At 70.8% G+C, this 23,023-nt stretch carries 24 protein-coding genes; 11 read left to right on the top strand and 13 right to left on the bottom strand.

All coding sequences use genetic code 11. The features are described from left to right. Positions 1-12: 12 nt before the first annotated feature. Positions 13-684 carry an SDR family NAD(P)-dependent oxidoreductase gene (locus QFZ26_RS07180; RefSeq protein WP_307040633.1) on the bottom strand — a complete coding sequence of 224 codons (672 nt, stop codon included), beginning with the start codon at positions 682-684 and terminating at the stop codon, positions 13-15. Further along, positions 677-2,137 (bottom strand): DUF6421 family protein, encoded by a 1,461-nt coding sequence (locus QFZ26_RS07175; RefSeq protein WP_307040631.1) that lies wholly within the window; start codon positions 2,135-2,137, stop codon positions 677-679. Before QFZ26_RS07175 ends, QFZ26_RS07180 begins: the two co-directional genes overlap by 8 nt. A gap of 383 nt (positions 2,138-2,520) precedes the next feature. Between QFZ26_RS07175 and QFZ26_RS07170 the strand changes: the two genes are divergently transcribed. Both QFZ26_RS07170 and QFZ26_RS07165 read left to right on the top strand, forming a co-directional pair. Next, entirely contained in the window at positions 2,521-2,973 is a 453-nt protein-coding gene (locus tag QFZ26_RS07170) for a hypothetical protein (RefSeq protein WP_307040629.1), read from the top strand. Between the two features lie 207 nt (positions 2,974-3,180). Further along, positions 3,181-3,474: a DUF4190 domain-containing protein gene (locus QFZ26_RS07165; RefSeq protein WP_307040627.1), complete on the top strand. Its 294-nt coding sequence runs from the start codon at positions 3,181-3,183 to the stop codon at positions 3,472-3,474. A gap of 76 nt (positions 3,475-3,550) precedes the next feature. On the opposite strand, the gene QFZ26_RS07160 is transcribed toward QFZ26_RS07165, so the two are convergent. Continuing rightward, complete coding sequence (locus QFZ26_RS07160) at positions 3,551-5,044, bottom strand: DHA2 family efflux MFS transporter permease subunit (RefSeq protein WP_307040625.1); 1,494 nt, start codon at positions 5,042-5,044, stop codon at positions 3,551-3,553. 68 nt (positions 5,045-5,112) lie between these two features. Between QFZ26_RS07160 and QFZ26_RS07155 the strand changes: the two genes are divergently transcribed. Continuing rightward, complete coding sequence (locus QFZ26_RS07155; RefSeq protein WP_307040623.1) at positions 5,113-5,724, top strand: TetR/AcrR family transcriptional regulator; 612 nt, start codon at positions 5,113-5,115, stop codon at positions 5,722-5,724. Positions 5,725-5,791: 67 nt separating this feature from the next. Here the strand turns inward: QFZ26_RS07155 and QFZ26_RS07150 are convergent, their stop codons facing one another. Then, positions 5,792-6,481, bottom strand: a complete 690-nt coding sequence (locus QFZ26_RS07150) for a DUF998 domain-containing protein (RefSeq protein ID WP_307040621.1) — start codon at positions 6,479-6,481, stop codon at positions 5,792-5,794. 188 nt (positions 6,482-6,669) lie between these two features. Between QFZ26_RS07150 and QFZ26_RS07145 the strand changes: the two genes are divergently transcribed. The 4 genes from QFZ26_RS07145 to QFZ26_RS07130 are packed head-to-tail and all read left to right on the top strand — an operon-like array spanning position 6,670 to position 10,527. Then, the gene (locus QFZ26_RS07145) at positions 6,670-7,020 is read left to right on the top strand and encodes a YciI family protein (protein WP_307044976.1); all 351 of its coding nucleotides are present in this window, start codon (positions 6,670-6,672) and stop codon (positions 7,018-7,020) included. A gap of 50 nt (positions 7,021-7,070) precedes the next feature. After that, positions 7,071-8,372 (top strand): RNA polymerase sigma factor, encoded by a 1,302-nt coding sequence (locus QFZ26_RS07140; RefSeq protein ID WP_307040619.1) that lies wholly within the window; start codon positions 7,071-7,073, stop codon positions 8,370-8,372. Between the two features lie 41 nt (positions 8,373-8,413). Then, positions 8,414-8,875, top strand: coding sequence for a hypothetical protein (locus QFZ26_RS07135; RefSeq protein ID WP_307040617.1), 462 nt, complete (start codon positions 8,414-8,416; stop codon positions 8,873-8,875). After that, a complete protein-coding gene (locus QFZ26_RS07130) occupies positions 8,875-10,527 on the top strand; it encodes a DUF5671 domain-containing protein (RefSeq protein ID WP_307040615.1) in 1,653 nt (550 codons plus the stop codon). The genes QFZ26_RS07135 and QFZ26_RS07130 overlap by 1 nt, the downstream gene beginning before the upstream one ends. Here QFZ26_RS07130 and QFZ26_RS07125 read toward each other — a convergent pair. The 4 genes from QFZ26_RS07125 to QFZ26_RS07110 all read right to left on the bottom strand — a co-directional run bounded on the left by QFZ26_RS07125 (position 10,457) and on the right by QFZ26_RS07110 (position 14,012). After that, the gene (locus QFZ26_RS07125) at positions 10,457-11,380 is read right to left on the bottom strand and encodes an ABC transporter permease (RefSeq protein ID WP_373460753.1); all 924 of its coding nucleotides are present in this window, start codon (positions 11,378-11,380) and stop codon (positions 10,457-10,459) included. The genes QFZ26_RS07130 and QFZ26_RS07125 overlap by 71 nt on opposite strands. A 34-nt stretch (positions 11,381-11,414) precedes the next feature. After that, the gene (locus QFZ26_RS07120) at positions 11,415-12,479 is read right to left on the bottom strand and encodes an aliphatic sulfonate ABC transporter substrate-binding protein (protein ID WP_307040611.1); all 1,065 of its coding nucleotides are present in this window, start codon (positions 12,477-12,479) and stop codon (positions 11,415-11,417) included. Between the two features lie 64 nt (positions 12,480-12,543). Then, positions 12,544-13,428, bottom strand: a complete 885-nt coding sequence (locus tag QFZ26_RS07115; RefSeq protein ID WP_307040609.1) for an ABC transporter ATP-binding protein — start codon at positions 13,426-13,428, stop codon at positions 12,544-12,546. A 116-nt stretch (positions 13,429-13,544) separates the two neighbouring features. Then, positions 13,545-14,012 (bottom strand): GNAT family N-acetyltransferase, encoded by a 468-nt coding sequence (locus tag QFZ26_RS07110; RefSeq protein WP_307040607.1) that lies wholly within the window; start codon positions 14,010-14,012, stop codon positions 13,545-13,547. A 78-nt stretch (positions 14,013-14,090) separates the two neighbouring features. Here QFZ26_RS07110 and QFZ26_RS07105 point away from each other — a divergent pair, with 78 nt between their 5' ends. Continuing rightward, positions 14,091-14,930, top strand: coding sequence for an SDR family oxidoreductase (locus QFZ26_RS07105; RefSeq protein WP_307040605.1), 840 nt, complete (start codon positions 14,091-14,093; stop codon positions 14,928-14,930). 13 nt (positions 14,931-14,943) lie between these two features. Here the strand turns inward: QFZ26_RS07105 and QFZ26_RS07100 are convergent, their stop codons facing one another. After that, positions 14,944-15,603: a DUF305 domain-containing protein gene (locus QFZ26_RS07100; RefSeq protein WP_307040603.1), complete on the bottom strand. Its 660-nt coding sequence runs from the start codon at positions 15,601-15,603 to the stop codon at positions 14,944-14,946. A gap of 134 nt (positions 15,604-15,737) precedes the next feature. On the opposite strand from QFZ26_RS07100, the gene QFZ26_RS07095 reads away from it, so the two are divergent. After that, on the top strand, positions 15,738-17,549 hold the full coding sequence (locus QFZ26_RS07095; protein WP_307040601.1) for an LVIVD repeat-containing protein: 1,812 nt from the start codon (positions 15,738-15,740) through the stop codon (positions 17,547-17,549). 310 nt (positions 17,550-17,859) lie between these two features. On the opposite strand, the gene QFZ26_RS07090 is transcribed toward QFZ26_RS07095, so the two are convergent. The 4 genes from QFZ26_RS07090 to QFZ26_RS07075 all read right to left on the bottom strand — a co-directional run bounded on the left by QFZ26_RS07090 (position 17,860) and on the right by QFZ26_RS07075 (position 21,040). Beyond that, entirely contained in the window at positions 17,860-18,291 is a 432-nt protein-coding gene (locus QFZ26_RS07090; RefSeq protein ID WP_307040600.1) for a hypothetical protein, read from the bottom strand. Further along, the gene (locus tag QFZ26_RS07085) at positions 18,288-19,541 is read right to left on the bottom strand and encodes a serine/threonine-protein kinase (protein WP_307040597.1); all 1,254 of its coding nucleotides are present in this window, start codon (positions 19,539-19,541) and stop codon (positions 18,288-18,290) included. The genes QFZ26_RS07090 and QFZ26_RS07085 overlap by 4 nt, the downstream gene beginning before the upstream one ends. A gap of 128 nt (positions 19,542-19,669) precedes the next feature. Continuing rightward, positions 19,670-20,509: an exodeoxyribonuclease III gene (locus QFZ26_RS07080; protein WP_307040595.1), complete on the bottom strand. Its 840-nt coding sequence runs from the start codon at positions 20,507-20,509 to the stop codon at positions 19,670-19,672. Between the two features lie 42 nt (positions 20,510-20,551). After that, on the bottom strand, positions 20,552-21,040 hold the full coding sequence (locus tag QFZ26_RS07075; RefSeq protein ID WP_307040593.1) for a DUF6328 family protein: 489 nt from the start codon (positions 21,038-21,040) through the stop codon (positions 20,552-20,554). Between the two features lie 111 nt (positions 21,041-21,151). Between QFZ26_RS07075 and cofE the strand changes: the two genes are divergently transcribed. Further along, entirely contained in the window at positions 21,152-21,934 is a 783-nt protein-coding gene (cofE, locus tag QFZ26_RS07070; protein WP_307040590.1) for a coenzyme F420-0:L-glutamate ligase, read from the top strand. Positions 21,935-21,963: 29 nt separating this feature from the next. Then, positions 21,964-22,962: a TIGR03557 family F420-dependent LLM class oxidoreductase gene (locus QFZ26_RS07065; protein ID WP_373460694.1), complete on the top strand. Its 999-nt coding sequence runs from the start codon at positions 21,964-21,966 to the stop codon at positions 22,960-22,962. Positions 22,963-23,023 lie beyond the last annotated feature (61 nt).

The following is a 23,023-nucleotide window of genomic DNA, read 5'->3' as shown; positions in this document are numbered from 1 at the left end:
GCCGCGCGCCGGTCAGGGCGCGAGCGTCGTGACCGCGCCGTTCAGCGCAGAGGCATCCGAGTTCCACAGGTCGACGACGGATGCCGCGAGCTGTGCCTCGAGCCCCGCAAGCGCCTGCACGCGGAACGTGACCGCCGCCGCAGGCGACCCGGACTTCGCGAAACCCTGGGCGAGCGAACGCATCCACGACTCGCTCGCGGCCTTCACTGCCGTGTAGTTCGCGCCGCCCGCGGTGGGGTGCTCGACGGTCGTCGAGGAGACGATCGCGATGCGGCCTGCCGTCGAGGCGATGAGGTCGTCCCAGAAGGCACGGCTCACGTATCGAAGCGCGGTGAACGAGCGCTCGAGCACGAGGTAGTCCTCCTGCGTCTGGCCGGGGATGCCGCCGCCGCCGCGCCAGCCGCCGACGAGGTGCACGACCCCGTCGACGTCGCCGACGCGCGCGTGCACGCGCATGGCGAGCTCGAGCACGTCGTCGCCATCGGTGAGATCGGCGCGTTCACCGACGACGCCGGGCAGCTCGGCTTCGAGGGCTTCGATGCGGCCCTCGTCGCTGCCGACCGCGACCACGCGGGCCCCGGCGTCGAGGAGGGCGCGGGCGACCGCCCGGCCGGAGGTGCTCGTCGCTCCCGCGATGAGCACGGTCCGGCCGGACAGGTCAGCCGTGTCGTGCCTGTCAGGCATCGGGCGTCGCCGCCGTGATGCCGACGGTCGACTCGATGACCGACTTCATCTTCTTGTCGAGCGCCTCGTAGAACATCGACAGGGGGAACTCGTCGTCCATCACGAGGTCGGTGTAGCCCTTCGGCGCACCGGCGAGCACCTCGCGCGGCAGGCCTTCGGCCCACACCGACGCCGGGTTCGGCGTGACGACGCTGCGCACGAGTTCGTACGCGGCGAGCCAGTGCGCCGTCTTCGGCCGGTCGATCGACTTCCAGTAGAGCTCGTCGATCGCGTCGCCCAGTTCGACCACGGCGTCGGGCACGCCGGCCCAGTCGAAGTCGAGCGCGGTGTCGGTCCAGTTCAGCACGTGCTTCTGGTGCAGCCACGCGAACAGCAGCTGGCCGCCGAGCCCGTCGTAGTTGCGCACGCGAGAGCCGGTGATCGCGAAGCGGAAGATGCGGTCGAAGATCACCGCGTACTGCACGAGCTTGCCGTGTTCGAGCAGCTGCTGCTCGACCTCGGTCAGGTACTCGTCGGCATCGGCCCGCTTGCGCAGCTGCCGCTCGATCTTCACCGACTCGCGGAACGCGGTGAGGTCGCACCGCAGTTCCTCGAGCGAGTAGAGGAAGAACGGCATGCGCTGCTTGATCATGAACGGGTCGAACGGCAGGTCGCCGCGCATGTGCGTGCGGTCGTGGATGATGTCCCACATCACGAAGGTGCGCTCTGCGAGCCCCTGGTCGTCGAGCAGTGCCGTGGCGTCGGCGGGCAGCTCGAGCTTCGTGATCTCGGATGCTGCGCGAACCACCTTGCGGTAGCGCGCCGCCTCCCGGTCCTGGAAGATCGCGCCCCACGTGAACGGCGGGATCTCGCGCATCGCGACCGTCTCGGGGAACAGCACCGCCGAGTTCGTGTCGTAGCCCGGAGTGAAGTCGACGAGCCGCAGGCTCACGAAGAGCTTGTTGCCGTAGTCGCCGGCTTCGAGCGCCGCGATGAACTCGGGCCAGATCGTCTCGACCACGAGCGCCTCGACGTGCCGGTCGGTCGACCCGTTCTGCGTGTACATCGGGAACACCACGAGGTGACGGATGCCGTCGACCCGGTGGCGCTGCGGCTGGAACTCGAGGAGCGAGTCGAGGAAGTCGGGCACACCGAAGCCCTCAGCCTGCCAGCGGCGGAAGTCGGTGACGGATGCCGCGAGGTACGCGCGCTCGTGCGGGAAACGCGGCGCGAGCGTCTCGATCGACTCGACGATGGCGTCGACGAGGGCGGAGGCCTCTGGCCGGTCGCCGGCCTCGGGGACGGACCCGTCTTTCACCTGGAGTGACTGCAGCGCGGTCGCCGCCTGCTTGAGGCGGAGCCATGCGGCATCGGTCTCGACGCCGTCGGCGAGCGCGAGGTCGGCGGCGGTGACCTCGTCTTCGAGGACCTCGGGTTCGCCGATGATGGCGTCGACACTGGTGGTGCTCGACATGTGAACCTCCGTTCCTCGGTGAGGGCGTGCGCGTCTGCGCGGTGAATGGGTGCGGCGGGATTCGCCGGCCCCTCCAAGGCTACGAGCCGGGCGTCCGCGATTGGTTGTCCCCCGGCGCAGGATTCTTGCGCCACCGCAAGAATTCACGACCGAGATCGCCAGACGGCGCGCGCGGCTCCTCGGCGACAGGTCGGGACGGCCGGCTCACCTCGTTCGGTCGAGGCTCCGTATGGAGTCCCTTTCCGGCACAGGCACTGAGAAATCCTCAGTGCTTTCGGCGCATCCGGACCGTGACCGCCCGGATGTCGCCCGTCGCGGCCGCTCGTAGCTTCGTGGCATCCCCCACTCGAAGGAGTGGCACCCCACCCGGAAGGAATGGAGCCATGAACAGAAGGACAGCGCCGACGGTGGCCATCGTCGCGACGCTTGCAGTACTCATGAGCGGTTCTGCAGGAGCAGCCGCGCAGGGCGGCCAGGTGCACGACGACCTGAGCCCGGTGGCCGGCGCCTCGCTCGGCCTGGCACGCGGTCACGTCATCGTGCGTGACGACCTCTCGCCGACCCGCCTCACAGGGTCGATCGAGCAGGCGGTGCAACCCGGCGCGGCGCGCGCCTGGAGCGCTCAGGCGCGCCGGGAGTTCCACGGCGCGCCCGCCGTGCAGCGGCGGGCCTCCACCCCGTGGACCGCTGAAGCGCGTCGCGAGTTCCACGGCGCGGACGCGCAGCAGCAGTCACCCACCCCCACCCCGTGGACCGCTGAAGCGCGCCGCGAGTTCCACAGCGAGCCGTCGGTCACGGTCGATGACGACCAGTCGCCATTGAACGGCACGGACTGACGACCATCGGATACACCCCTGCAGATCGCTGACAGGCGCGGTGCGGTCGACCCCGACCACCGCGCCTGTTCGCGTGCTCGAGGTGCGCGCCGCGTTCCGCGCGCGTCGGCGAATGATGCGACGCTCCCTCACGTTCGTTGACAGCGGAGTTCAGCACTGTCAGTATGCGTTCGGCACTCTTCGATCACACACAGCAAGGACTCAGACATGACTGAACCCACCACTCCCGCTTCCGCACCCGCCGCGCAGCCGGCCCCGACCGAGAAGTGGAACGTCCTCTCGATCGTCGCCTTCGTGCTCGCGATCGTCCAGCTCAACGTCGTCGCGATCATCCTCGGCTTCATCGGCCTCAGCCAGGTGAAGAAGACGGGTGAGCGCGGCCGCGGCCTCGCCATCGCCGCCATCATCATCGGCTTCGCGTCGATCGCCTTCTGGATCATCATCTACATCACGGTGTTCGCGGCGATGGCGGCGAACCCCGACCTCATCACGACCAACTAGGTCCACAGGTCTGAACGCAGACGGAGTCCCCGCCCGGCCGAGCCGGACGGGGACTCCGTCGTTCCACGCGCGGGACTCAGTGCACGAGCTCGGGCTCGGGCTCGGGCTCGGATTGGGTGCGGCCGGTCGGCGGAGCCGTCGTTGACGATCGCGCTGAGTTCACGGCGACGGCGCGACCCACGGGCAGCAGCATCGCGACGAGCCCCGACACGAGCAGCACCGCAGCACCCACGATCACCGCGGGCTGGGCGCCGACCGCATAGTCGATGGGGGTGAGGGCGCCACCGGCGCCCGTGAAGACGGCCGTCGACACGGCGATGCCGAGCGCGACGCCGACCTCGCGCAGCATCGAGTTCGTGCCGCTCGCCTTCGCATGGTCGTCGGGCACCATCGTCGCGAGCACCGCGGTCGACGACGGGGCGAAGACGAGGCCCATGCCGATGCCCGCCACGATGAACGGCACGACGTACGCCGAGTACTCGATGTCCGCGTCGAGCAGCTGCGAGAGCCAGAACAGGGCGCCGCTCAAGAGCAGCAGCCCGGCCACGATCAGCGCGCGGGTGCCGACGCGTGCGGCGAAGAGGCCGGCCAGCGGCGCCACGACCATGGGCGCGAGGGTCCACGGCGAGGTCTGCAGCGCCGCCTCGAGCGGCGTCGACCCCTGCACGACCTGCAGGAACTGGATGAGGATGAAGATCGAGCCGAACGCGCCGAAGCTGAAGCCGAAGCCCGCGAGGTTCGCGACGGTGAAACTGCGGTCGCGGAAGAGCCGGAGCGGCAGCAGTGGAGCCGACGAGCGTGCCTCCCACGCGATGAACGCGAGCAGCAGGACACCGCCGACGATGAGGCTGCCGAGCACCTCGAAGCTGCTCCAGCCCGCGTCGTTGCCGCGCACGATGCCGTAGACGACGCCGAGCAGGCCGAGGCCCGAGAGCACGAGGCCGATGACGTCGGCCCGGAGCCGCGCACCGAAGCTGTTGGGCAGCGCGACCAGCGCGAGCGCCACCGAGATCACGCCGATGGGCACGTTGATCCAGAAGATCGCCTGCCATGCCCATCCCTCGATCACGGCACCGCCGATGAGCGGACCGGTCGCGACGCCGAGGCCGGCGACGCCGCCCCAGATCCCGATTGCGAGGGGTCGGCGCGCGAGCGGCACCGAACCGGCGAGCAGCGTCAGCGAGAGCGGCATGACCGCGGCCGCGCCGAAGCCCTGTGCCGCGCGAGCCGCGATGAGCTGGCCGGGGTCGGTGGCGAGTGCGGCGAGCACCGAGCTGAGAGTGAACACGACGATGCCGATGACGAAGACGGTTCGGCGCCCGAAGCGGTCACCCAGGGCGACGGCCATCAGGATCGTGCTCGCGAAGGCGAGTGTGTAGGCGTTCATGAACCACTGGAGCTCTTCGACGGATGCCCCGAACTCGGCGTGCAGCACCGGCAGCGCGTTCGTCATGACGAGGTTGTCGAGGGTGGCCATGAACATCGGCAGGGCGGTGGCGATGAGCACGAGCCAGAGCGGGCTCGGCCGGCGCGTCGACCGCCCGACGGCGGCTTCGAGGGTGGTGGACACGGATGCTCCCTTGTGGTTATCGGATGATTACTAGAGACGATAAGTAATCAGCTGATAACATGTCAAGCATGTCGGCCGAAGAAGTCAGTCCAGTCACGCGCATGAAGGCCGCCGACCGTCGCGAGCTCATCCTCGGGGCGGCGACCGCCGTCTTCGGCGCGAAGACCTACGTGGGAACGACCACCGACGAGGTGGCGCGCGCTGCGGGCGTCAGCCAGCCCTACGTCGTGCGCATGTTCGGCACGAAGGAGAAGCTCTTCATCGAGGTCATCCAGCGCGCCTACGACCGGCTCATCGACGAGTTCCGGCGGGCGTTGCCGGGTCCCATCGAGACCCGTGCCGAACGCATGGGTACGGCGTACACCGGGCTCCTCGCCGAGCGCGGCATGCTCCCCGTCATCGCGAACTCCACGGCGCTCGGCGGCGAGCCCGAGATCGGCCGCGTCGCACGCGCGGGCTTCAGCGACATCTGGCGATTCGCCCGCGACGAGGCCGGGTTCACGACCGAGGAGACCCGCGCGTTCATCGCCACCGGCATGGTCATCAACACGGTCGTCGGCCTGCGCCTCACGGGCGAGTACGGCACCGAGGTCTCGGCGACCGAGGTGCTCGAGGCGTGCTTCCCCGACGCGGTCGAGAAGGTGCGCACCCTCCTGCCGGGGGCGGGCGAGCCCTGGTGAGCTTCGGCGGCGCAGCGGCGCGAGACGGATGCCGCTGAGGCATCCGTCCCGCACCGACCCGCTGTCGCTACCGCGCGCTCGGCCGCTCGCGGAGCAGCGAGATCCCGTACGCCGCGATCCAGGCGAAGCCCAGCGCGACGCCCAGGAAGAGCCGCACGCTCATCGCGGGGCCGAAGGGGATGCAGAGCACGAGGCAGAGCACGCCGATCACGCGCGACGTCGCCGCCGCCGCCCGGTGTCCCTCCCAGCGCAGGCGGTGTGCGACCACGAACGTCACCGCGACGAGGGAGAGGAACGCGAGCGGTGCCGCGACGGCGTGCACCCCGCCGTGGAACGTCCACTCGGTCGGAGGGCCGTCGGGCGTGCCCACCGGGAATCCGAGGCCGGGGTCTGCTGTGAACGCGCCGCCGAGCACGAGCCCGACGCCGTAGACGGCGAACAGGATCGGAGCCCAGCGCCGCCCGGGGCCCGATCCGAGGCTGCGCGCGACGCCGGCCGCGAAGGCGAGCATGAGCACGCCCGCCACGATGAAGTTCGTGATCTGCACCCAGCCCGCGTCGCCGAGCGCGAGCATGCTGAGCGGATGCCGCGACAGGTCGAATCCCTCACGGGTGAAGACCTGCGCGAGGCCGACGGCGACGAAGAGCGGCCCGGCGACGACCCCGGCCGCGACGAGTGCTCGGGTGAGCGGATCGCGGGCGTGCCCGGGCTCGCGCGTGGTTGCGACGTGCGCGGCGATGGTGGTGTTGGCGTTCATTCTCGGTGTCCTTCCGTGGAGATGCATCGGTCGTTCACCAGGTCGTCGCCGGGCGACAGCGATTCTCGACATCCGCCGCCGAAGAATTTCCGGAGCCCATGTCGAGAACCGCCGAATGCCGCCGACGCTATGGTGAGGGCACGCCGACGGGGCGTGCCGGAATGGAAGGAGCACCGAGCGTGCGATTCATGACGATGATCAAGATGGATGAGACCGCCCTCTCGAGCGAGACCCCGCCCGGCGTCTACGAGGCGATGGGCGCGTTCGCGCAGGAGGGCCGCGTGAACGGCACGCTCGTCGAGCTCGGCGGACTGATGCCGAGCTCCGCCGGCGCGATCGTGTCGCTCGCGAACGGGCGCATCAAGGCGGTCGACGGGCCGTTCGCCGAAGCCCGGGAACTCGTCGGCGGCTACGCCGTGATCGACGTGCGCTCGCGCGAGGAGGCCGTGGAACTCGGTCGCCGCCTCATGCAGATCCACCTCGACAACTGGCCCGGCTGGGAGGGCAGCTGCGAGATCCGCCAGATCGCGGGGTCGTGATCGGCTGATCGCCTTGCGGCCATCGCGCCACGTGTGGTCTCATCGCTCCCGTGGGAGATGAGGCCGCACGTGCCGCGATCGAGGCGGTCTGGCGACTGGAGTCGACGCGACTCATCGCCGCTCTCGTGCGCATCGTGCGGGATGTCGCGCTCGCCGAGGACGTCGCCCAGGACGCGATCGTCGCGGCCCTCGCCCAATGGCCGGCCACCGGCATCCCCGACAATCCCGCCGCGTGGCTCATGACGACGGCGAAGCGGCGGGCCATCGACACGTTCCGTTCCCGGGCCAGGCACGACCAGGCCGCGGCGGCGTTGGCTCGCGACCTCGCTGAGACCGTCGACGACGACCCCGGCGCCGGCATCGACCACGTCGAGGACGACGTGCTGCGGCTCATGTTCATCTGCTGTCACCCGGCGCTCACCTCCGAGATGCAGACGACGCTCACCCTGAAGCTCGTCGCGGGGCTCTCGGCGCGAGAGATCGCTCGCGCCTACCTCGCACCCGAGGCGACGATCGCGCAGCGCATCTCCCGTGCGAAGCGCACCCTCGCCGAGGCGGGCGCCGCGATCGAGGAGCCGAGTGCGCCCGAGCGCGCCGAGCGGCTCAGCACCGTGCTCGGTGTCGTCTACCTGCTCTTCAACGAGGGCTACGCGGCGACCGAGGGCGAGCACTGGATGCGCCCCGCCCTCTGCGAGGAGGCGGTGCGGCTCGGTCGCATCCTCACGGCGCTCGTGCCGGCCGACCCCGAGGTGCACGGGCTGTCGGCGCTCATGGAGTTGCAATCGTCTCGGTTGCGCGCCCGCGCCGGATCCGATGGCGAGCCGATCCTGCTCGACGCGCAGGATCGAAGCCGGTGGGATGCCGCGCGCATCCGCCGCGGCCTCGCGGCCCTCGCCCGTGCCCACGAGCTCGCGGCGGCGCAGGACGCCGAGCCCGGGCAGTACGCACTGCAGGCGGCGATCGCCGCCGAACATGCGCGCGCGGCATCCGTCGACGACACCGACTGGAACCGCGTCGCGCTGCTCTACGAGCAGCTCGGACGCCTCACCGGCTCACCCGTCGTCGAGCTCAATCGGGCCGTCGCGCTCGGTCGCGCACAGGGACCCGAGGCCGGGCTCGCCCTGCTCGACCAGCTCGAGCAACTGCCCTCGTTGCGCGGCTATCACCTCGTGCCGAGCGTGCGCGGGGACCTCTACGAGCGCCTGGGTCGTGGCGACGACGCGGCGGCCGAGTTCGACCGGGCGGCGGCGATGACCGCCAATGCGAGCGAGCGTGCGCTGCTCCAGCGCCGGGCCATCGCTGCTCGAGCCCAAGCCGGAGCGGCCGCACGCCCCCTCGGCGAAACTATTTGACGATATCTTCCATGGGTGCCTCGGTGCGCCATGATGTCCACATGGATGCACCGGCGACGAAGCCCGACCGCACACTCATCGTCATACTCGGGGTCATCGGCGTCCTCGTGATCGTGGCGCTCATCGTGGTGTTCACCCGCGGTGAGGCGGTGCCACTCGACGAGGCCTCACCCGAGGGCGTCGTGCAGCGGTACTCGGCCGCGGTGCTCGAGGGGGATGAGCAAGCCGCGATCGGCTACCTGACGCCCGAGCTCGGCGACCCCTGCCGCCGCATGGGACTGGCCACCACCGATGGGATGCGCATCACCCATGTCTCCACCACCGAACGGGACGACACCGCCCACGTGCGGGTGCTCATCTCCACGTCGTACGACGGCGGGATGTTCGGATCGTCGCAATACGAGGAGGAGGCCGACTTCGACCTCGTCAAGGCCGGCGACCGGTGGCTGATCGAGATGACCCCGTGGCAACTCGCGGTCTGCACCGGTGGATTGGAGAAGTGATGACCACCACCGGAGTCCCCACAGCTTCGGCCGCTCCGTCGGCAGGGTCGGCGCAGGGCACGGTACGCCGTCTCATCGTCTACACCCTCCTGTTCGCACTCGTCATGATCGCCGCCATCGGCCTCTCCGGCCTCCTCCGACGGCTCCTCCCGGCCGGCGACCCGCTCGCGGTCGACGACAATGCCGGACTCGCGCTCTCGCTCGCATTCGCGCTGATCGGCGGCACGCTCGCGGCGCTGCTCTGGTGGGTGGTGTGGCGGCGGCTCGCCGAGGAGTCCGAGCGGACTTCGCTGGCGTGGGGCCTCTACGTGGCGGCCATGTACACCGTGTCGCTCATCGTGGCGACGTCGGCGCTCGTGGGCACGGCGACGGCGCTCGTGGACGAACGGTGGCTGCCCGATGACTTCTCCATCGGCGTGGTGTGGGCCCTCGTCTGGGTCTGGCATCGGGCGATGTGGTCGCACTCGGTCAAGCATCCGACGAGGCTGGCCACCGTGCCAGCGGTGCTCGCCTCCGTCTACGGCCTGGTGATCGGCGTCGGCGGCGCCGTGAATGCGCTCGGTGCGCTCTTCGATGCGGCGATGCGCGAGGCATCCGACCGGTCGTTCGCCGGGGATCCGTGGTGGCAGGACACGCTCGAGGCGCTCGTCTGGGTCGCGGCGGGCCTGGCGATCTGGTGGTGGCACTGGTACCGCGAGGGTGCACGGCGAATCGACACCAGGTTGGCCGCCGTGGCGCTCGTCGTCGTCGGCGTCATGGGCGGGGGCCTCCTGCTGCTCGTCGGGCTCGGCACGACGCTCTGGGTGGTGCTGCGGCTGGCGTTCGACCCGAGCGAGCCGACGGGCGCGATCCTCACTCCGCTGGCAACGGCGGTCGCGTCGGCGTGCATGGGCGCGCTCGTCTGGTCGTATCACCGCCGCATCGCCGCCGGGCGCTCCGACGCCACGCGCCGAGCGGGCACGCTCGTGATGTCGGGAGTCGGCCTCGTCGGCGTCGCATCCGGCATCGGCATCATCGTGAACTCGACGCTCGCCGCGCTCGCCAGTCCCATCGCGGCATCCGACGACCGGTCCCTCCTCCTCGGCGGCATCAGTGCCGTCGTCGTCGGCGGGCCCGTCTGGTGGTTGAGCTGGCAGCCCACTCGCCGAGTCCCGTCGACCGAGCTCGGCCAGCCGGCCCGTCGGGTGTACCTCGTCGTCGTGTTCGGGGCGAGCGCGATCGTGGGGCTCATCACGCTGCTCACGGTCGCTCCCCAGCTGTTCGAGTTCGCACTCGACGCCACGACGATCGCGAGCCTGGTCGAGCGCATCCGCGTGCCGCTCGGCCTCCTGGTCGCGACCGGGCTGGTGTTCGGCTACCACTTCGCGGTCTGGCGGCGCGATCGCTCGGTGATCGTCGCCGAGGGTCTCGCCCCGGCGCATCGCATCGGCCGGGTCATCCTCGTGGCGGCCGGCGACGCATCCGCGTTCGAGCGGGCGATCCGGGCCGCGACGGGCGCATCGGTCACCGTCTGGCGCCGCCCCGGCGATGAGCCCGCGGGGGTTCCGGATGCCGCGGCGCTCGCCCGCGCGCTCGATGGCGTCACGGGCAAGCGGGTGCTCGTGCTCGCCGGCCCCGGCGACCGTGTCGAGGTGGTACCGCTCGCGGACTGACGGCGCTCACCGCCCAGCGGCGCACCGCCCAGCGCTCGAACAGCCCCACGATCGAGTCGGTGAGCTTGCCGAGCAGTGCCAGCAGGATGATCGCGAGGATGATGCGGTCGATGCGCCCGTTCTGCCCCGAGTCGAGCAGGAGGAAGCCGAGGCCCATCGACGACGCGATGAGCTCGGCCGCGACGAGGAACAGCCACGACTGCGCGAGGGCGAGTCGCAGCGCTGAGAGCACCGAGGGCACGACCGCCGGCAACTGCACCGTGGTGAACAGCGGCACGCCGCGCAGGCCGAACGCGCGGCCGGCCTCGAGGAGGTGCCGGTCGACGTGCCGCAGCGCCGCCGCGACGATCGTGTAGACGGGGAAGAACGCGCCGATGGCGATGAGCGTGACCTTCGAGTCCTCGCCGATGCCCATCCAGAGGATCAGCAGCGGGATCCACGCGAGCGACGGCACCGCGCGGATCGCGCCGAGCGTCGGTGCGAGCAGGATGTCTCCCAGCCGGCTCAGGCCCACGATCGCGCCGAGCAGCAGCCCGAACGCCGCGCCGATGGCGAAACCGAGCAGCACGCGCTGCGTCGAGATCGCGACGTACTGGCCGAGCAGCCCGCGCTGCGCGAGGTCGACCGCAGCGAGCCACACCATCTCGGGCGACGGCAGCTGCGACAGGGGCACGAGTCCGCTCGTCGAGACGAACTGCCACACGCTGAGCAGCGCGACGGGAATGATCGCGCCGCCGACGATGATGAACCAGCGGCGGCGCGTGAGCGGCACGGATGCCCCGCCGACACGTGCCGCTCGAGTGGAGCCGCGCTCGCCGTGGGACGCGTCGCGCCACGAACCCACCACGTGCATGGTCGCGCTGTCGGAATCTGACGCGGTCATCGATTCACTCGAAGCGCGCGGCGTCGGCCTGCGTCACGAACTCGTCGTTGATGAGGGTGTCGAGCGCCTGGTCGACCTGCTGCTGCGTGGCGACGTCGCCGAGCTCGACGAAGATCGGGCCGATCTTCTCGAGCACCTCGACCTGCGCGTCGCCGGGCACCGGGTCCACGTCGAGGTTCGAACGCTCGGTGATGACCTTGGTGGCCACCGCGAGGTCGAGGCCGGCGACCTCGGCGAGGATCTCGGCGGTCTCCTCCGTGTTCGCGATCGCCCAGGCCCGCGCCGACTCGTAGGCGTCGACGACGGCTTGGGCGACTTCGGGCTTCTCCGTCAGGAACGACTCGGTCGCGTTCAGGAACCCGTAGCTGTTGAAGTCGACGTTGCGGTAGAAGAGCGTGGCGCCCTGCTCCTCGGCGCCGGCCATGATCGGGTCGAGCCCGGCCCAGGCGTCGACCGAGCCGTTCTGCAGGGCCGCCCAGCCGTCGGCGTGCTGCAGGTTCTGCAGGGTGATGTCGGATGCCTCGAGCCCCTCGGCCTCGAGCGACTGCAGCAGGAAGAAGTACGGGTCGGTGCCCTTCGTCGCCGCGACCTGCTTGCCCTTCAGGTCCTCGACCGAGGTGATGGCCGAGCCGTCGGGTGCGACGAGCGCCGCCCACTCGGGCTGCGAGTAGATGTCGATCACCTGGATGGGCGAGCCGTTCGAGCGGGCGAGCAGGGCCGCCGAGCCGGCGGTCGAGCCGACGTCGATCGCGCCGGCGCGCAGCGCCTCGTTCGCCTTGTTCGAGCCCGCCGACTGCACCCAGTTGACGGTGAGGCCGGCCTCCTCGAGCCAGCCCTGGTCCTTGATGACGAGGCTCAACGGGTTGTAGGTGGCGAAGTCGATGTTCAGGGTCTGGCCCTCGAGCGAGACGGATGCCGCGGCATCCGTCTCCGCCGGCTCGGCGGCCTGGCCCTCACCGGCGACGCAACCGCTCAGGAGCAGCGCGGACGCGGCCGCGCCGGCGACGAGCGCCGTTCGAAGCACGGACGTGCGGGTGCTGGCGCGGGGACGGGTGCGAATGCGGGACATCGGGGGAACTCCTTCGGTGGAACGCGTGCGGCGGTGCGGGCCGCGGTGCGTGCGGGTCTGGGTGTCAGTACGGGTAGTGGGGGATGGTCGTGGTGCTCGCGATGCCGCGCGCGGCGCCGTGCCGGTCGATGCCGAGCCCGTCGAGCAGCCGGCCGCGAAGCTCGGCGAGCTCGGCCGAGCCGCGGTCGCGAGGCCGCCGGCCCGGCACGACCACGGTCTGGCGGATGACGGCGCCGGGCTCCTCGCCCTCGGGGCCGAGCAGGATGATGCGATCGGCGAGCTGCAGCGCCTCGTCGACATCGTGCGTGACGAGCAGCACCGTGGTGGGCGCGGCGGCGTGCACGTCGAGGAGCAGGTCCTGCATCTTCAGCCGGGTGAGCGCGTCGAGCGCACCGAACGGCTCGTCGAGCAGCAGCACGCCGGGATTGCGGGCGAGCGCCCGGGCGAGCGAGGCGCGTTGCGCCATGCCACCCGACACCTCACGAGGCCGGTGGCCGGCGAACGCGGCCAGCCCGACGAGATCGAGGAGCCGCGCCACGAGTTCGCGCCCGGCCGCTCGGGGCGTGCCGCGCGGGAGCCCGAGGGCGACGTTGCCCGCGATCGAGCGCCATGGCAGCAGGCGGGGCTCCTGGAAGCCGACGGCCGAACGCGGATCGAATGGGGCGACCGGCGAGCCGTCGATCGTGACGTCGCCGCGCGTCGGCCGGTCGAGGCCGCCGGCGATGCGGAGCAGCGTGGACTTGCCGCATCCGCTCGGCCCGAGGATCGCGACGATGTCACCCGCCGCCACGTCGAGCCCGATGTCGCGAAGCACCGGCTGATCGCCGTCGGCCGCGGGGAAGGAGCGCGCGATGCCGCGGAACGAGAGCGGGGCCGCGTCGCGGACGCCCGGCGCGCCGGCTCCCGTGCGTGCGGTCGCCGTGCGACCGGTCACGGATGACGCCGTCATGGCTGCTCCTCGCGGGCGGAAGGGGGGTGGATGCCCCGACGCTACCGACGAGCGCCGCCGCTGTCAGCAGCCCGCGACCCGCGGCGTAACACTGGGAGAGCGGTTGCCCACCGTCGTCAGAGGCGCTTCTGCTTGTACATCGACGCCGTCTCGTACCCGAGGCTGTCGTAGAGCCGGATGGCGTCGTGGTTGTAGGCGAACACGTTGAGCCGGATCGCCGAAGCCCCCTGTGAACGCGCGACGTCTTCGGCGAGGAGCATCGTCGCGCGCCCGATGCCCCGCCGCCGGAACGCCTCGTGCACCTCGATGTCCCACACCCACCATGCGGACGGATCGTTCGACGGGCCGATCCAGAGCCATCCCGCGTCGTCGTCGTCGACGACGACGGTGAAGAGGAAGTGGCCGGCGACGAGCCGCCCGCCGGGGAAGAACTGCTGCTCCGACATCCGGCGCCCCTCGGCGGCCTGCTCGGGTGTGTCGCCGGCCTCGCGGCGGGCCTGCTCGTAGGCCGCCATCGCCACTGGCAGCCACCGGGCGGTCTCGTCTTCGGATTTCGGCACGAGTCGGATGTCGGGCGTCGCCATCGACCCATACTCGCACGGGCGCCGGCTGCCTTGACAGGGGCGGCCGAGCCGCCGCCTCACGTGCGCGAAGATGGAACGATGACGAGAACGGTGCGCGGCGCGAGGGTCCTCATCACCGGGGCGGCCGGTGGCATGGGCCGTATGTACGCCGAACGGGCCGTCGCCGAGCACGCGGCATCCGTCACCCTCTGGGACCGGGATGCCGCAGCGCTCGCCCGCACCGTCGACGAACTCGGCACCGTCTCCCGGGGGCGCACCCGCGTGCAGTCGTTCGTGGTCGACGTCGGCGACCTCGGCGCGATCGCGAAGACCGCGCAGCGCGTGCGCAAAGACGTCGGCAATCCCGACGTGCTCATCAACAACGCGGGCATCGTGCGCGGCAACCGCTACTTCTGGGAGACCGACAACGGCGAGGACACGCGCCCCACCATGCAGGTGAACGCGCTCGCGCCGATGTACATCACCCGCGAGTTCCTGCCCGGGATGATCGCCGACGCCTACCGAGCGTCGCGCATCGTCAACATCGCATCGGCCGCGGGCAGCCTCGCGAACCCGCGCATGGCCGTCTACGCCGCGTCGAAGGCGGCGCTCATCGCGTGGAGCGACTCGCTGCGCCTCGAACTCGAGCAGGCCGACCACGGCAACGTGCAGGTCACCACCGTCACGCCGAGCTACATCTCGACCGGGATGTTCGCCGGAGCCCGGGGGCCGGCGCTCGCCCCGGTGCTCGACCCCGACTACGTCGTCGACCGGGTGTGGCGAGCGATGCTCGCGGGAGCGCCGCTGCTCGAGCTGCCGTGGAGCGTCGGGCTCTCGCGTGCGCTCAGGGGCGTGCTGCCGACCCGGGTGTTCGACCGGCTCGTCGGCGACGGCTTCGGCGTCTACCGCTCGATGGAGCGGTTCACCGGTCGAGCCTGAGTCCCGTCGCGGGTCAGGGCAGTTCGGCCAGGAGCCGCTTCATGCGCGAGATCTCGACCCGCTGGTCGCCGTCGATGTGGCTCGCGAGCTGGAACAGCTGCGACTCCTGCCCGCCGTCGCCGCTCAGCAGCTCGTCGACCATCGCGATCGCACCCTCGTGGTGGTAGATCATGTACTCGAGAAAGAGCCGGTCGAACGCCGCACCGCTCGACGCGGTCAACTCGGCGAGTTGTTCGTCGGTGAGGATCCCCGGCATCTGGCCGTGGTCGTGGTGTGCTTCCGACGCCGACAGCGGCTCGCCACGCGCCTCCAACCACTGGGTCATCTGGGCGATCTCGTCGTTCTGGGAGACGTCGAGCCGCTCGGCGAGCCTGGGAAGGTCGTCGCGGGCGGTGCGCTCCCCGACGAGGCTCGTCATGACCAGGGCCTGCTCGTGATGCATGATCATGCCGTGCACGAACGCGACGTCGGCGTCGGTGTAGCCCGGCTGGCCGAGCTCGGCGATCTCATCGGACGACAGCTCGCGACCCTCCTCGCCCGGTGCGCCGAGCTGGACGGTGCGGCCGCCGTCGCTCTCAGCCGGCTCGGCGTCGGGCGTGCAGCCGCTCAGGAGGGCTGCGGTGGCTGCCGCCGCGACTGCAGCGAGGATGGCGGCACGTCGTCGAATCACCATGGGGTTCCTCTGCGGGTGGGCTCTAGCTTCGCGATGTGGAATAGCGATAGCCTACGGGCGCCTGATCAATTTGCGCCCCCGTGCCGAAGACTTGGTCGATGTCCCCGGGGCCGCTGAGCCTGGAGGTCGTTCGTATGTCATCCAACGCCGCGGTTGCCGCGCCTCGACGAGGAGTGCGCCGGTTGCTCGCCGCCGCCGGAGCGGCGGCACTGCTCGCCGCGCTCCTCCCATCGGCGGCGGCGTTCGCCGATGAGACGGATCCCCGCATCGGCCTCGCCCCCGGCTATCACGATGCCGGCCAGGCCATCAGCAACATGGAGAAGCTCGCGAGCGTTCCTCGTGTCGCGCCGATGGACGCGGCGCCGGGCAACTTCGGCTTCGTCAACTCCGACCTCGCCTTCACCGGCGACCACGCCATCGTCGGCAACTTCAACGGCTTCCAGGTCTACGACATCTCCGACCCCGCCGGCCCGACCCTGCGCAGCGCCTTCGTCTGTCCCGGCGGTCAGGGTGACGTGTCGGTCTACGGCGACCTCCTGTTCATGTCGGTCGAGGAGACTCGCGGCCGCATCGACTGCGGCACGCAGGGCGCACCCGGTGCGGTCAACCTCGAACGCTTCCGTGGCGTCCGGATCTTCGACATCAGCGACATCGACAACCCGGTGCAGCTGCCCGGCGTGCAGACCTGCCGAGGCTCGCACACCCACACGCTCGTCGAGGATGCGAACGACCCGAACACGATCTACGTGTACAACTCCGGCACCGCCGGCGTGCGATCGCCCCTCGAAGTCGCGGGTTGCGAGAACGCCGCACTGACCCAGGCGCCGGTCACCACGGGCAACCCCACGCAGTGGCGCATCGACGTGATCGCCGTGCCGCTCGACGCGCCCGAGACCGCGGCCGTCGTGAGCCAGCCCCGGATCTTCACCGACCCCGAGACGGGCGCGTACAACGGCCTCAACAACACACTCCCCGGAGCCCAGCACCCGTCGGGCACCAACTACTCGCCGCTGCCGAACACCAACACGTGCCACGACATCACGTCGTTCCCGGCGAAGCAGCTCGTGGCGGGCGCGTGCCAGGGCGATGGCGTGCTGCTCGACACGACCGACCCGGTCAACCCGGTTCGGCTCGCCAACGTGTCCGACCCGAACTTCTCCTACTGGCACTCGGCCACGTTCAACAACGACGGCACCAAGGTGGTGTTCACCGATGAATGGGGTGGCGGCACGAGCGCTCGCTGCCGCGTGACCGATCAGCCCGAGTGGGGCGCCGACGCGCTGTTCGACATCGTCGACAGCTCGCTGCAGTTCGCCAGCTACTACAAGCTGCCGGTGCCGCAGACAGTGCAGGAGAACTGCGTCGCGCACAACGGCTCGATCGTTCCCGTGCCCGGCCGCGACATCCTCGTGCAAGCCTGGTACCAGGGCGGCGTGTCCGTGGTCGACTTCACCGACACCGCGAACCCCGTCGAGATCGCCTACTTCGACCGCGGACCGATCAACACCCCGAACCCGACCGGCCTCAACCTCGGCGGGCTCTGGTCCACCTACTGGTACAACGGCAACGTCTTCGGCACCGAGATCGCCCGCGGCTTCGACGTGTTCGGCCTGACGGCGAGCGACCTGCTGTCGCAGAACGAGATCGACGCAGCGAGCGAGGTCCAGCTCGACGAGTTCAACGCCCAGCTGCAGCCGCAGCTGACCTGGGCGCCGAGCTTCGCGGTGGCGCGTTCGTACTACGACCAGGCCGTGCGATCGGGCGAGCTGTCGGGCGACGTGGCGGCCGAGATCCAGAAGGCCATCGACAAGGCCGAGCGGTTCGTCGACGGACCGCAGCACAATGCAGGCCTCCGCCAGCTCGAGAACGCGGCCCGCGCCGCCGACCGACTCGGCCTGGCCGACCTGTCGGGCGCGCTCGGCGAGTTGGCCGAGTCGCTGCGCTGAGGCGAGTAGCCACTCAACTGACGAGCGGCGCTTCGGGATTCGTCCCGGAGCGCCGCTTCGGCGTTGTGCTGCGGCTGCGGCCGTCCGGCCGCGTCGCTGCTATCGCCCGGTGGGTCCGCGCCCATGGCGGCCGTGGACACGCACCGGCTCCGGACGCGGTCGGCGTGCACGCAGCGCGAGAACGATCGGGCCCGCGAGGAACGCGGCGGTGAGTGCGGCAAGCCAGAGTTCCGTCATCATGCCGCGACGATAGCCGCGCAAGCTGAGCGCCGACCGCGAATCATCCGGCGCCTCGCGCCAGGCGCCGTCGTCAGCCGTCGTTCCCCTTGCCTTCACCCTTGCCCTTGTCGCCCTTGCCCTTGTCGTCGTTGCCCTTGTCGCCGTCGTTGCCCTCGTCGTCGCCGCCCTCTTCGGGCGCCGGCTCGGGCTCGGGCGTCGGGGTGGTCGCGATCTCGGCGGCCTCGAGGTCGGAACGCACGAGCTCCATCGCCTCGCGGATCGCGCGTTCGCTCTCGGAATCGAGGCGTCCGTCGTCGCTCGCCGAGGTGACGTCGCGGTCGAGGAGGGCGAGCTCCGCGAGCGCACCGGCGTAGTCGCCCGTGGCGGCACGCTCGGAGATCTGCACGACCGAAGCGTGCAGGTCGGCGCTGAGCTGCGCGCCGCTCGAGGCGCACGCGCTGAGGCCGAGGGCCAGCGAGACCGCGAGCATCGTCGCGGGCACGATCGTGCGGATGCGGGTCATTCGGTGACCGCCTCGTCGAGCTCCTCGAGATGTACGCCGAGTTCGCCGGGCACGCTCGGCAACGGGGTGAGCGACGGTTCGGGGGCGGTGCCCAGCCCGGCGATCGCGCCGGGCAGCACCAGTGCGGCCACGACGGCGATCGCGGCGAGCAGGGTGGCCGCGATCGCGGGACGGACCCAGCGCCGTGATGCGCGCGGCGCCGGTTGCAGTGCGGCCGCGACGGCGCGCGCCGCCTGGTTTTGGTCGGGCAGCACCTTGGTCGCCGCGGTCGCCCCGATGGGCTCTCTCTCGCGGTCGTGTCCGCGGTCGGGAACGGTGGTCGCGGTACCGGCGGCGCCGGAGTCGACCGCCACGGTCTCAGCCAGGCGGCGGCTGTCGTCAGGGGCCGTCGAGCCGGACGACGTGTCGAGCCGGCTCGCTGCGAGGGCGACGTCGAGTGCCGTCGGACGCGCCTCGGGCTCACGCGCGGTCATCGCGCGGAGGAGCTCGCACCAGTCGTCGCCGAGGCTCGCCGGGATGTCGGGATCGCGCACGAGCCGTGCTGCGGCCGCCTCCACGCTGGCGCCGGGGAAGGCGGTCTGGCCGGTGCGCGCTTCGAGCACGAGGAGCCCGAGCGCGTAGACGTCGGCGGCGCCGCCGGTCGGCTTGCCACTGACCTGCTCGGGACTGAGGTAGCCGGGGGTGCCCACGAGCAGGCCGGTGCGGGTGAGCCGAGCGTCGTCGATGAGGCGGGCGATGCCGAAGTCGGCGAGCTTCGCATTCCACGAACGGGTCGGAAGGTGGGCGGGCTCGAGCAGCACGTTCGCGGGCTTTACGTCGCGGTGCACGATGCCGCGGGCGTGGATCACGTGCAACGCCTCGCCGACGTCGGCGAGGAGGTCGGCGGCATCCGCTGCACCCAGTGGCCCGGTCCGCAGCGCCTGACGGAGGTCCGTGCCGTCGATGAGCTCCATGACGAGGTATTCGCGCCCGGTGCGCTTGTCGCGCGAGGCGTCGTACAGGCGCACGAGCGCGCGGTGCGAGAGGCTCGCGAGCAGCGCGGTCTCCGAGCGTCGCCGCTCGAGATCGTCGATGCCCTCCGCGGCTTCGGCGAACACCTTCACGGCGACCTGCCGGCCGAGCGTGAGGTCTTCACCTCGGTAGACGGTCGCCATGCCGCCACGACCGATCAGGCTGTCGAGGCGGTAGCGCGCATCGAGGGTCGTACCCGCGAAGGGGTCGCCCGCGACGCGGTGGGGATACGTCGTCACGCTTCACAGGGTAGTCGCGTCGGCTGGGCGTCTCCCGATCCGGGCGGGGGTTGGCCTCGCAGTGCCGGCTCTGCTATCGCGCGCGTCGACGTGACGGAGGTCTCCGCCGGTGGCAGCCGACGGATGCCTCAGCCGAAGATCATCGGCAGGTCTTCGTCGTCGCCGCCCAGCGCGAGCTCGACGAGCACCGGCACGTGGTCGGAGGGCGCGACGCCCTTGCGCTCGTTGCGATGGATCGAGGCGCTGGTGACCGCCTCGGCGAAGGCAGCCGATCCGAGGATGAAGTCGATGCGCATGCCCTCGTTGCGCGGGAACTTCAGCTGCTTGTAGTCCCAGTAGGTGTACCCCTCGGGCACGCGCGGGCGTACGACATCGGTCACCCCGGCGTTCTCTAGGGTGAAGAAGGCCTGGCGCTCGGGCGGCGAGACGTGGGTCGAGAGGCCCTCGACGACGACCGGGTCGCCGTTGTCCTCATCGAACGGGGCGATGTTGAAGTCGCCCATGAGCGCGAACGGCACCTCTGGGCGCGCCGTCGTCTGGCCGCGCGTGTAGTCGGCGAGCGCCGCGAGCCAGTCGAGCTTGTAGGTGTAGTGCGGATCGCCGAGCGAGCGGCCGTTCGGCACGTAGAGGCTCCAGACGTGCACGCCGTCGACGGTGGCGCCGATGGCCCGGGCCTCCTGCGGCTGGTCGGGACCCTCGAGCCCCTTGAGGAAGCCCGGCATTCCCGCGAAGCTGGTCTCGACCTGCTCGATCGGCGAACGGCTCGCGATGGCGACGCCGTTCCACTGGTTCAGACCGTGGATGGCGAGCTCGTAGCCGGCCTCCTCGAACTGCTCGATCGGGAACTGCTCGGGCTTGCACTTGATCTCCTGCATGGCCAGCACGTCGACGTCTTCACGCACCATCCAGTCGACGACGCGGTCGACGCGGGTGCGGATCGAGTTGACGTTCCAAGAGGCGATGCGCATGGTTCCAGCGTAGGACAGCCCGCCGACCCGCTTCCGCCGAGGTCAGTCGCGCTCCGCGGAGGTCCGCGGCACGATGACCCAGAGGACCACGACCGCGAGGAGCGTCAGACCGAGGGCGATGAACCCCTCGATGCGGCCGAGCGCGACATCGAAGATCAGGCTCGTGACGCCCGCCGCGAGCAGCGAGACCACGACGAGATCGGCGAGCAGCAACCCGCTGCCGATGCGGACGATCCGTTCCTTCTGCAGCTGCCCGAACAGCCGGCGGTGCAGGATCACCGGCCCGAGCCCGAGCAGCGTCGCCGAGGCCGCGAGCACGACGAGCACCAGGTAGAGCGTGAGCTGGTACGGGTCGAGATCGGTGAATCGCGGCTGGAAGGCGGCGGCGAGTAGGAATCCACTGATGATCTGCGTGCCCGTCTGCACGGCACGCAGTTCCTGCAGGATGTCGCTCCAGTTGCGGTCGAACCGCTCGGTGCGCGTCTCGTTGCGCCCATCCGGTCGGGGGTCGAAGCGAGGATCGGTGATCATACGAGATGCTAACGTCGCGGCCCCGCCGGTGTCAGGGGGTAGACGCCGCGGCGCGCGATCTGGCAGAACGAGGAACGAAGCTGCGAAGATCGTGTCAGACGAGAGGCGGGGATGGCCGTGAAGTTCAGCATCGAAGGCGTCGAGGGGTTGCCCGAGATCACCAAGGGCGCCGACCTCGCAGCGCTCATCGTCGACGGCGTACTGCTCGAAGACGGCGACATCCTCGTGATCACCTCGAAGGTCGTCTCGAAGGCCGAAGGGCGCACCGTCGAGGCCGCCGATCGCGAGCAGGCCATCAGCGACGAGACGGTGCGGGTCGTGGCGACGCGCACGTTCGAGGGCGGGGCCACCCGCATCGTCGAGAACCGCCAGGGCATCATCGGCGCCGCCGCCGGCGTCGACGCGTCGAATGCGCCCGAGGGCACCGTGCTGCTGTTGCCGGTCGATCCCGATGCCTCGGCGCGAGCGCTGGCGACAGGCCTCCGCGCCCTCACCGGCGCCCACGTGGGCGTCATCCTCTCCGACACGCTCGGCCGGCCGTGGCGCGAGGGCCAGACCGATCTCGCGATCGGTGCGGCGGGCGTGCACGTCTTCGACGACCTGCGGGGGTCGACGGATGCCTCGGGCAAGCCCCTCGCCGTCACGATGCCGTGTGTGGCCGACGAGCTCGCCGGCGCGGCCGAGCTCGTGAAGGGCAAGTCTTCGGGTGTGCCGGTCGCCGTCGTGCGCGGGCTCGGGCACCTCGTGGGCGATCTCGACCTGCCCGGCGCGCGCTCGATCCAGCGACCGGCCGAACGCGACCTGTTCCGGCTCGGCGCCGACGAGGCGTACAACGAGGGCTACCGCGACGGGTTCGACGAGTCCCAGGCCGAGGGGCCGCTCACCTCGGCATGACGCCCGCCCGTTTGCGGGAGGATGGTGGGGTGTCAGCACACATCGGTTATGCCGCGATGCTCGAGCGCTTCCCGCCCGCCGAGGCGGTGGAGCTCGCCGCGCTCGCCGAGTCGCACGGATTCACAGGGGTCATGGCGACCGACCACTTCCAGCCGTGGATGCCTGCGCAGGGCCAGTCGTCGTTCGTGTGGAGCGTGCTCGGCGCGGTCGGGGCGCGCACCCGGGGTGATTTCGGACCGGGCGTCACGACGCCGGGCTATCGGATGCATCCCGCCGCCGTCGCCCAGGCGAGCGCGACGCTCGCCGCGATGTACCCGGGGCGGCACTGGCTCGGGCTGGGCTCGGGCGAGGCGCTCAACGAGCACGTCGTCGGGGCGTACTGGCCCGAGGCGCCCGAGCGCATCAACCGCATGTTCGAGGCGGTCGACGTCATCAAGCGGTTGTTCGCGGGCTCGCTCGCCGGCCGCGACGTGCGCCACTCCGGCCAGCACTTCAAGCTCGAGTCCACGCGGCTGTGGACGATGCCGGAGGTCGCGCCAGAGATCCTCGTCGCGGCATCCGGGCCCGTGACGGCTCGCCGTGCCGGCCGCACCGTCGACGGATTCATCACCACGGGCGCCCCGGCCGACAAGCTCGCCGCCCTGCTCACCCGCTTCGGCGAGGGGGCCCGCGAGGCGGGGCGCAACGTGTCGTCGATGCCGAAGGTGCTGCAGCTCCACCTCTCGTGGGCCGCCACCGACGAGGAGGCCATGCGCAATGCGCTCGTCGAATGGCCGAACGGCGGGCTGCGCGTGCCGCGCAGTGACATCCGCTCGCCCTTCGAGTTCGAGCAGCTCGCCCGCACCGTGCGCCCCGACGACTTCGAGGGCCGGCTCGTCGTCTCTGCCGACCCCGACGTGCATCGTGCGCAGATACAGCGCTGCCTCGACCTGGGCTTCAATCGCATCTACCTCCACAACGCCGGCCGCAACCAGGCCGAGTTCCTCGAGGTCTTCGGCCGCGATGTGCTGCCCGGGCTCCGCGCGTGAGCGGTCACGGGAGCGACCGTGTCGCGCCCGAGGCACGCGATTCGGTGCCTCCGGTGCGACG

It is taken from the genome of Agromyces ramosus (genome assembly GCF_030817175.1).
In the GTDB taxonomy this organism is placed as follows: domain Bacteria; phylum Actinomycetota; class Actinomycetes; order Actinomycetales; family Microbacteriaceae; genus Agromyces; species Agromyces ramosus_A.
This window is presented reverse-complemented; position numbering and strand designations above follow the sequence as displayed.

Excerpts from the sequence above, each read along its gene's own strand:
- QFZ26_RS07155 (WP_307040623.1), top strand. The coding sequence starts at position 5,113 with ATGTCGGCCGAAGAAGTCAGTCCAGTCACGCGCATGAAGGCCGCCGAC.
- QFZ26_RS07100 (WP_307040603.1), bottom strand. The coding sequence starts at position 15,603 with ATGGTGATTCGACGACGTGCCGCCATCCTCGCTGCAGTCGCGGCGGCA.
- QFZ26_RS07175 (WP_307040631.1), bottom strand. The coding sequence starts at position 2,137 with ATGTCGAGCACCACCAGTGTCGACGCCATCATCGGCGAACCCGAGGTC.
- QFZ26_RS07120 (WP_307040611.1), bottom strand. The coding sequence starts at position 12,479 with ATGTCCCGCATTCGCACCCGTCCCCGCGCCAGCACCCGCACGTCCGTG.
- QFZ26_RS07165 (WP_307040627.1), top strand. The coding sequence starts at position 3,181 with ATGACTGAACCCACCACTCCCGCTTCCGCACCCGCCGCGCAGCCGGCC.
- QFZ26_RS07110 (WP_307040607.1), bottom strand. The coding sequence starts at position 14,012 with ATGGCGACGCCCGACATCCGACTCGTGCCGAAATCCGAAGACGAGACC.
- QFZ26_RS07150 (WP_307040621.1), bottom strand. The coding sequence starts at position 6,481 with ATGAACGCCAACACCACCATCGCCGCGCACGTCGCAACCACGCGCGAG.
- QFZ26_RS07090 (WP_307040600.1), bottom strand. The coding sequence starts at position 18,291 with ATGACCCGCATCCGCACGATCGTGCCCGCGACGATGCTCGCGGTCTCG.
- QFZ26_RS07145 (WP_307044976.1), top strand. The coding sequence starts at position 6,670 with ATGACGATGATCAAGATGGATGAGACCGCCCTCTCGAGCGAGACCCCG.
- QFZ26_RS07095 (WP_307040601.1), top strand. The coding sequence starts at position 15,738 with ATGTCATCCAACGCCGCGGTTGCCGCGCCTCGACGAGGAGTGCGCCGG.
- cofE (WP_307040590.1), top strand. The coding sequence starts at position 21,152 with ATGGCCGTGAAGTTCAGCATCGAAGGCGTCGAGGGGTTGCCCGAGATC.
- QFZ26_RS07105 (WP_307040605.1), top strand. The coding sequence starts at position 14,091 with ATGACGAGAACGGTGCGCGGCGCGAGGGTCCTCATCACCGGGGCGGCC.
- QFZ26_RS07080 (WP_307040595.1), bottom strand. The coding sequence starts at position 20,509 with ATGCGCATCGCCTCTTGGAACGTCAACTCGATCCGCACCCGCGTCGAC.
- QFZ26_RS07115 (WP_307040609.1), bottom strand. The coding sequence starts at position 13,428 with ATGACGGCGTCATCCGTGACCGGTCGCACGGCGACCGCACGCACGGGA.
- QFZ26_RS07130 (WP_307040615.1), top strand. The coding sequence starts at position 8,875 with ATGACCACCACCGGAGTCCCCACAGCTTCGGCCGCTCCGTCGGCAGGG.
- QFZ26_RS07135 (WP_307040617.1), top strand. The coding sequence starts at position 8,414 with ATGGATGCACCGGCGACGAAGCCCGACCGCACACTCATCGTCATACTC.
- QFZ26_RS07170 (WP_307040629.1), top strand. The coding sequence starts at position 2,521 with ATGAACAGAAGGACAGCGCCGACGGTGGCCATCGTCGCGACGCTTGCA.
- QFZ26_RS07075 (WP_307040593.1), bottom strand. The coding sequence starts at position 21,040 with ATGATCACCGATCCTCGCTTCGACCCCCGACCGGATGGGCGCAACGAG.
- QFZ26_RS07180 (WP_307040633.1), bottom strand. The coding sequence starts at position 684 with ATGCCTGACAGGCACGACACGGCTGACCTGTCCGGCCGGACCGTGCTC.
- QFZ26_RS07125 (WP_373460753.1), bottom strand. The coding sequence starts at position 11,380 with ATGCACGTGGTGGGTTCGTGGCGCGACGCGTCCCACGGCGAGCGCGGC.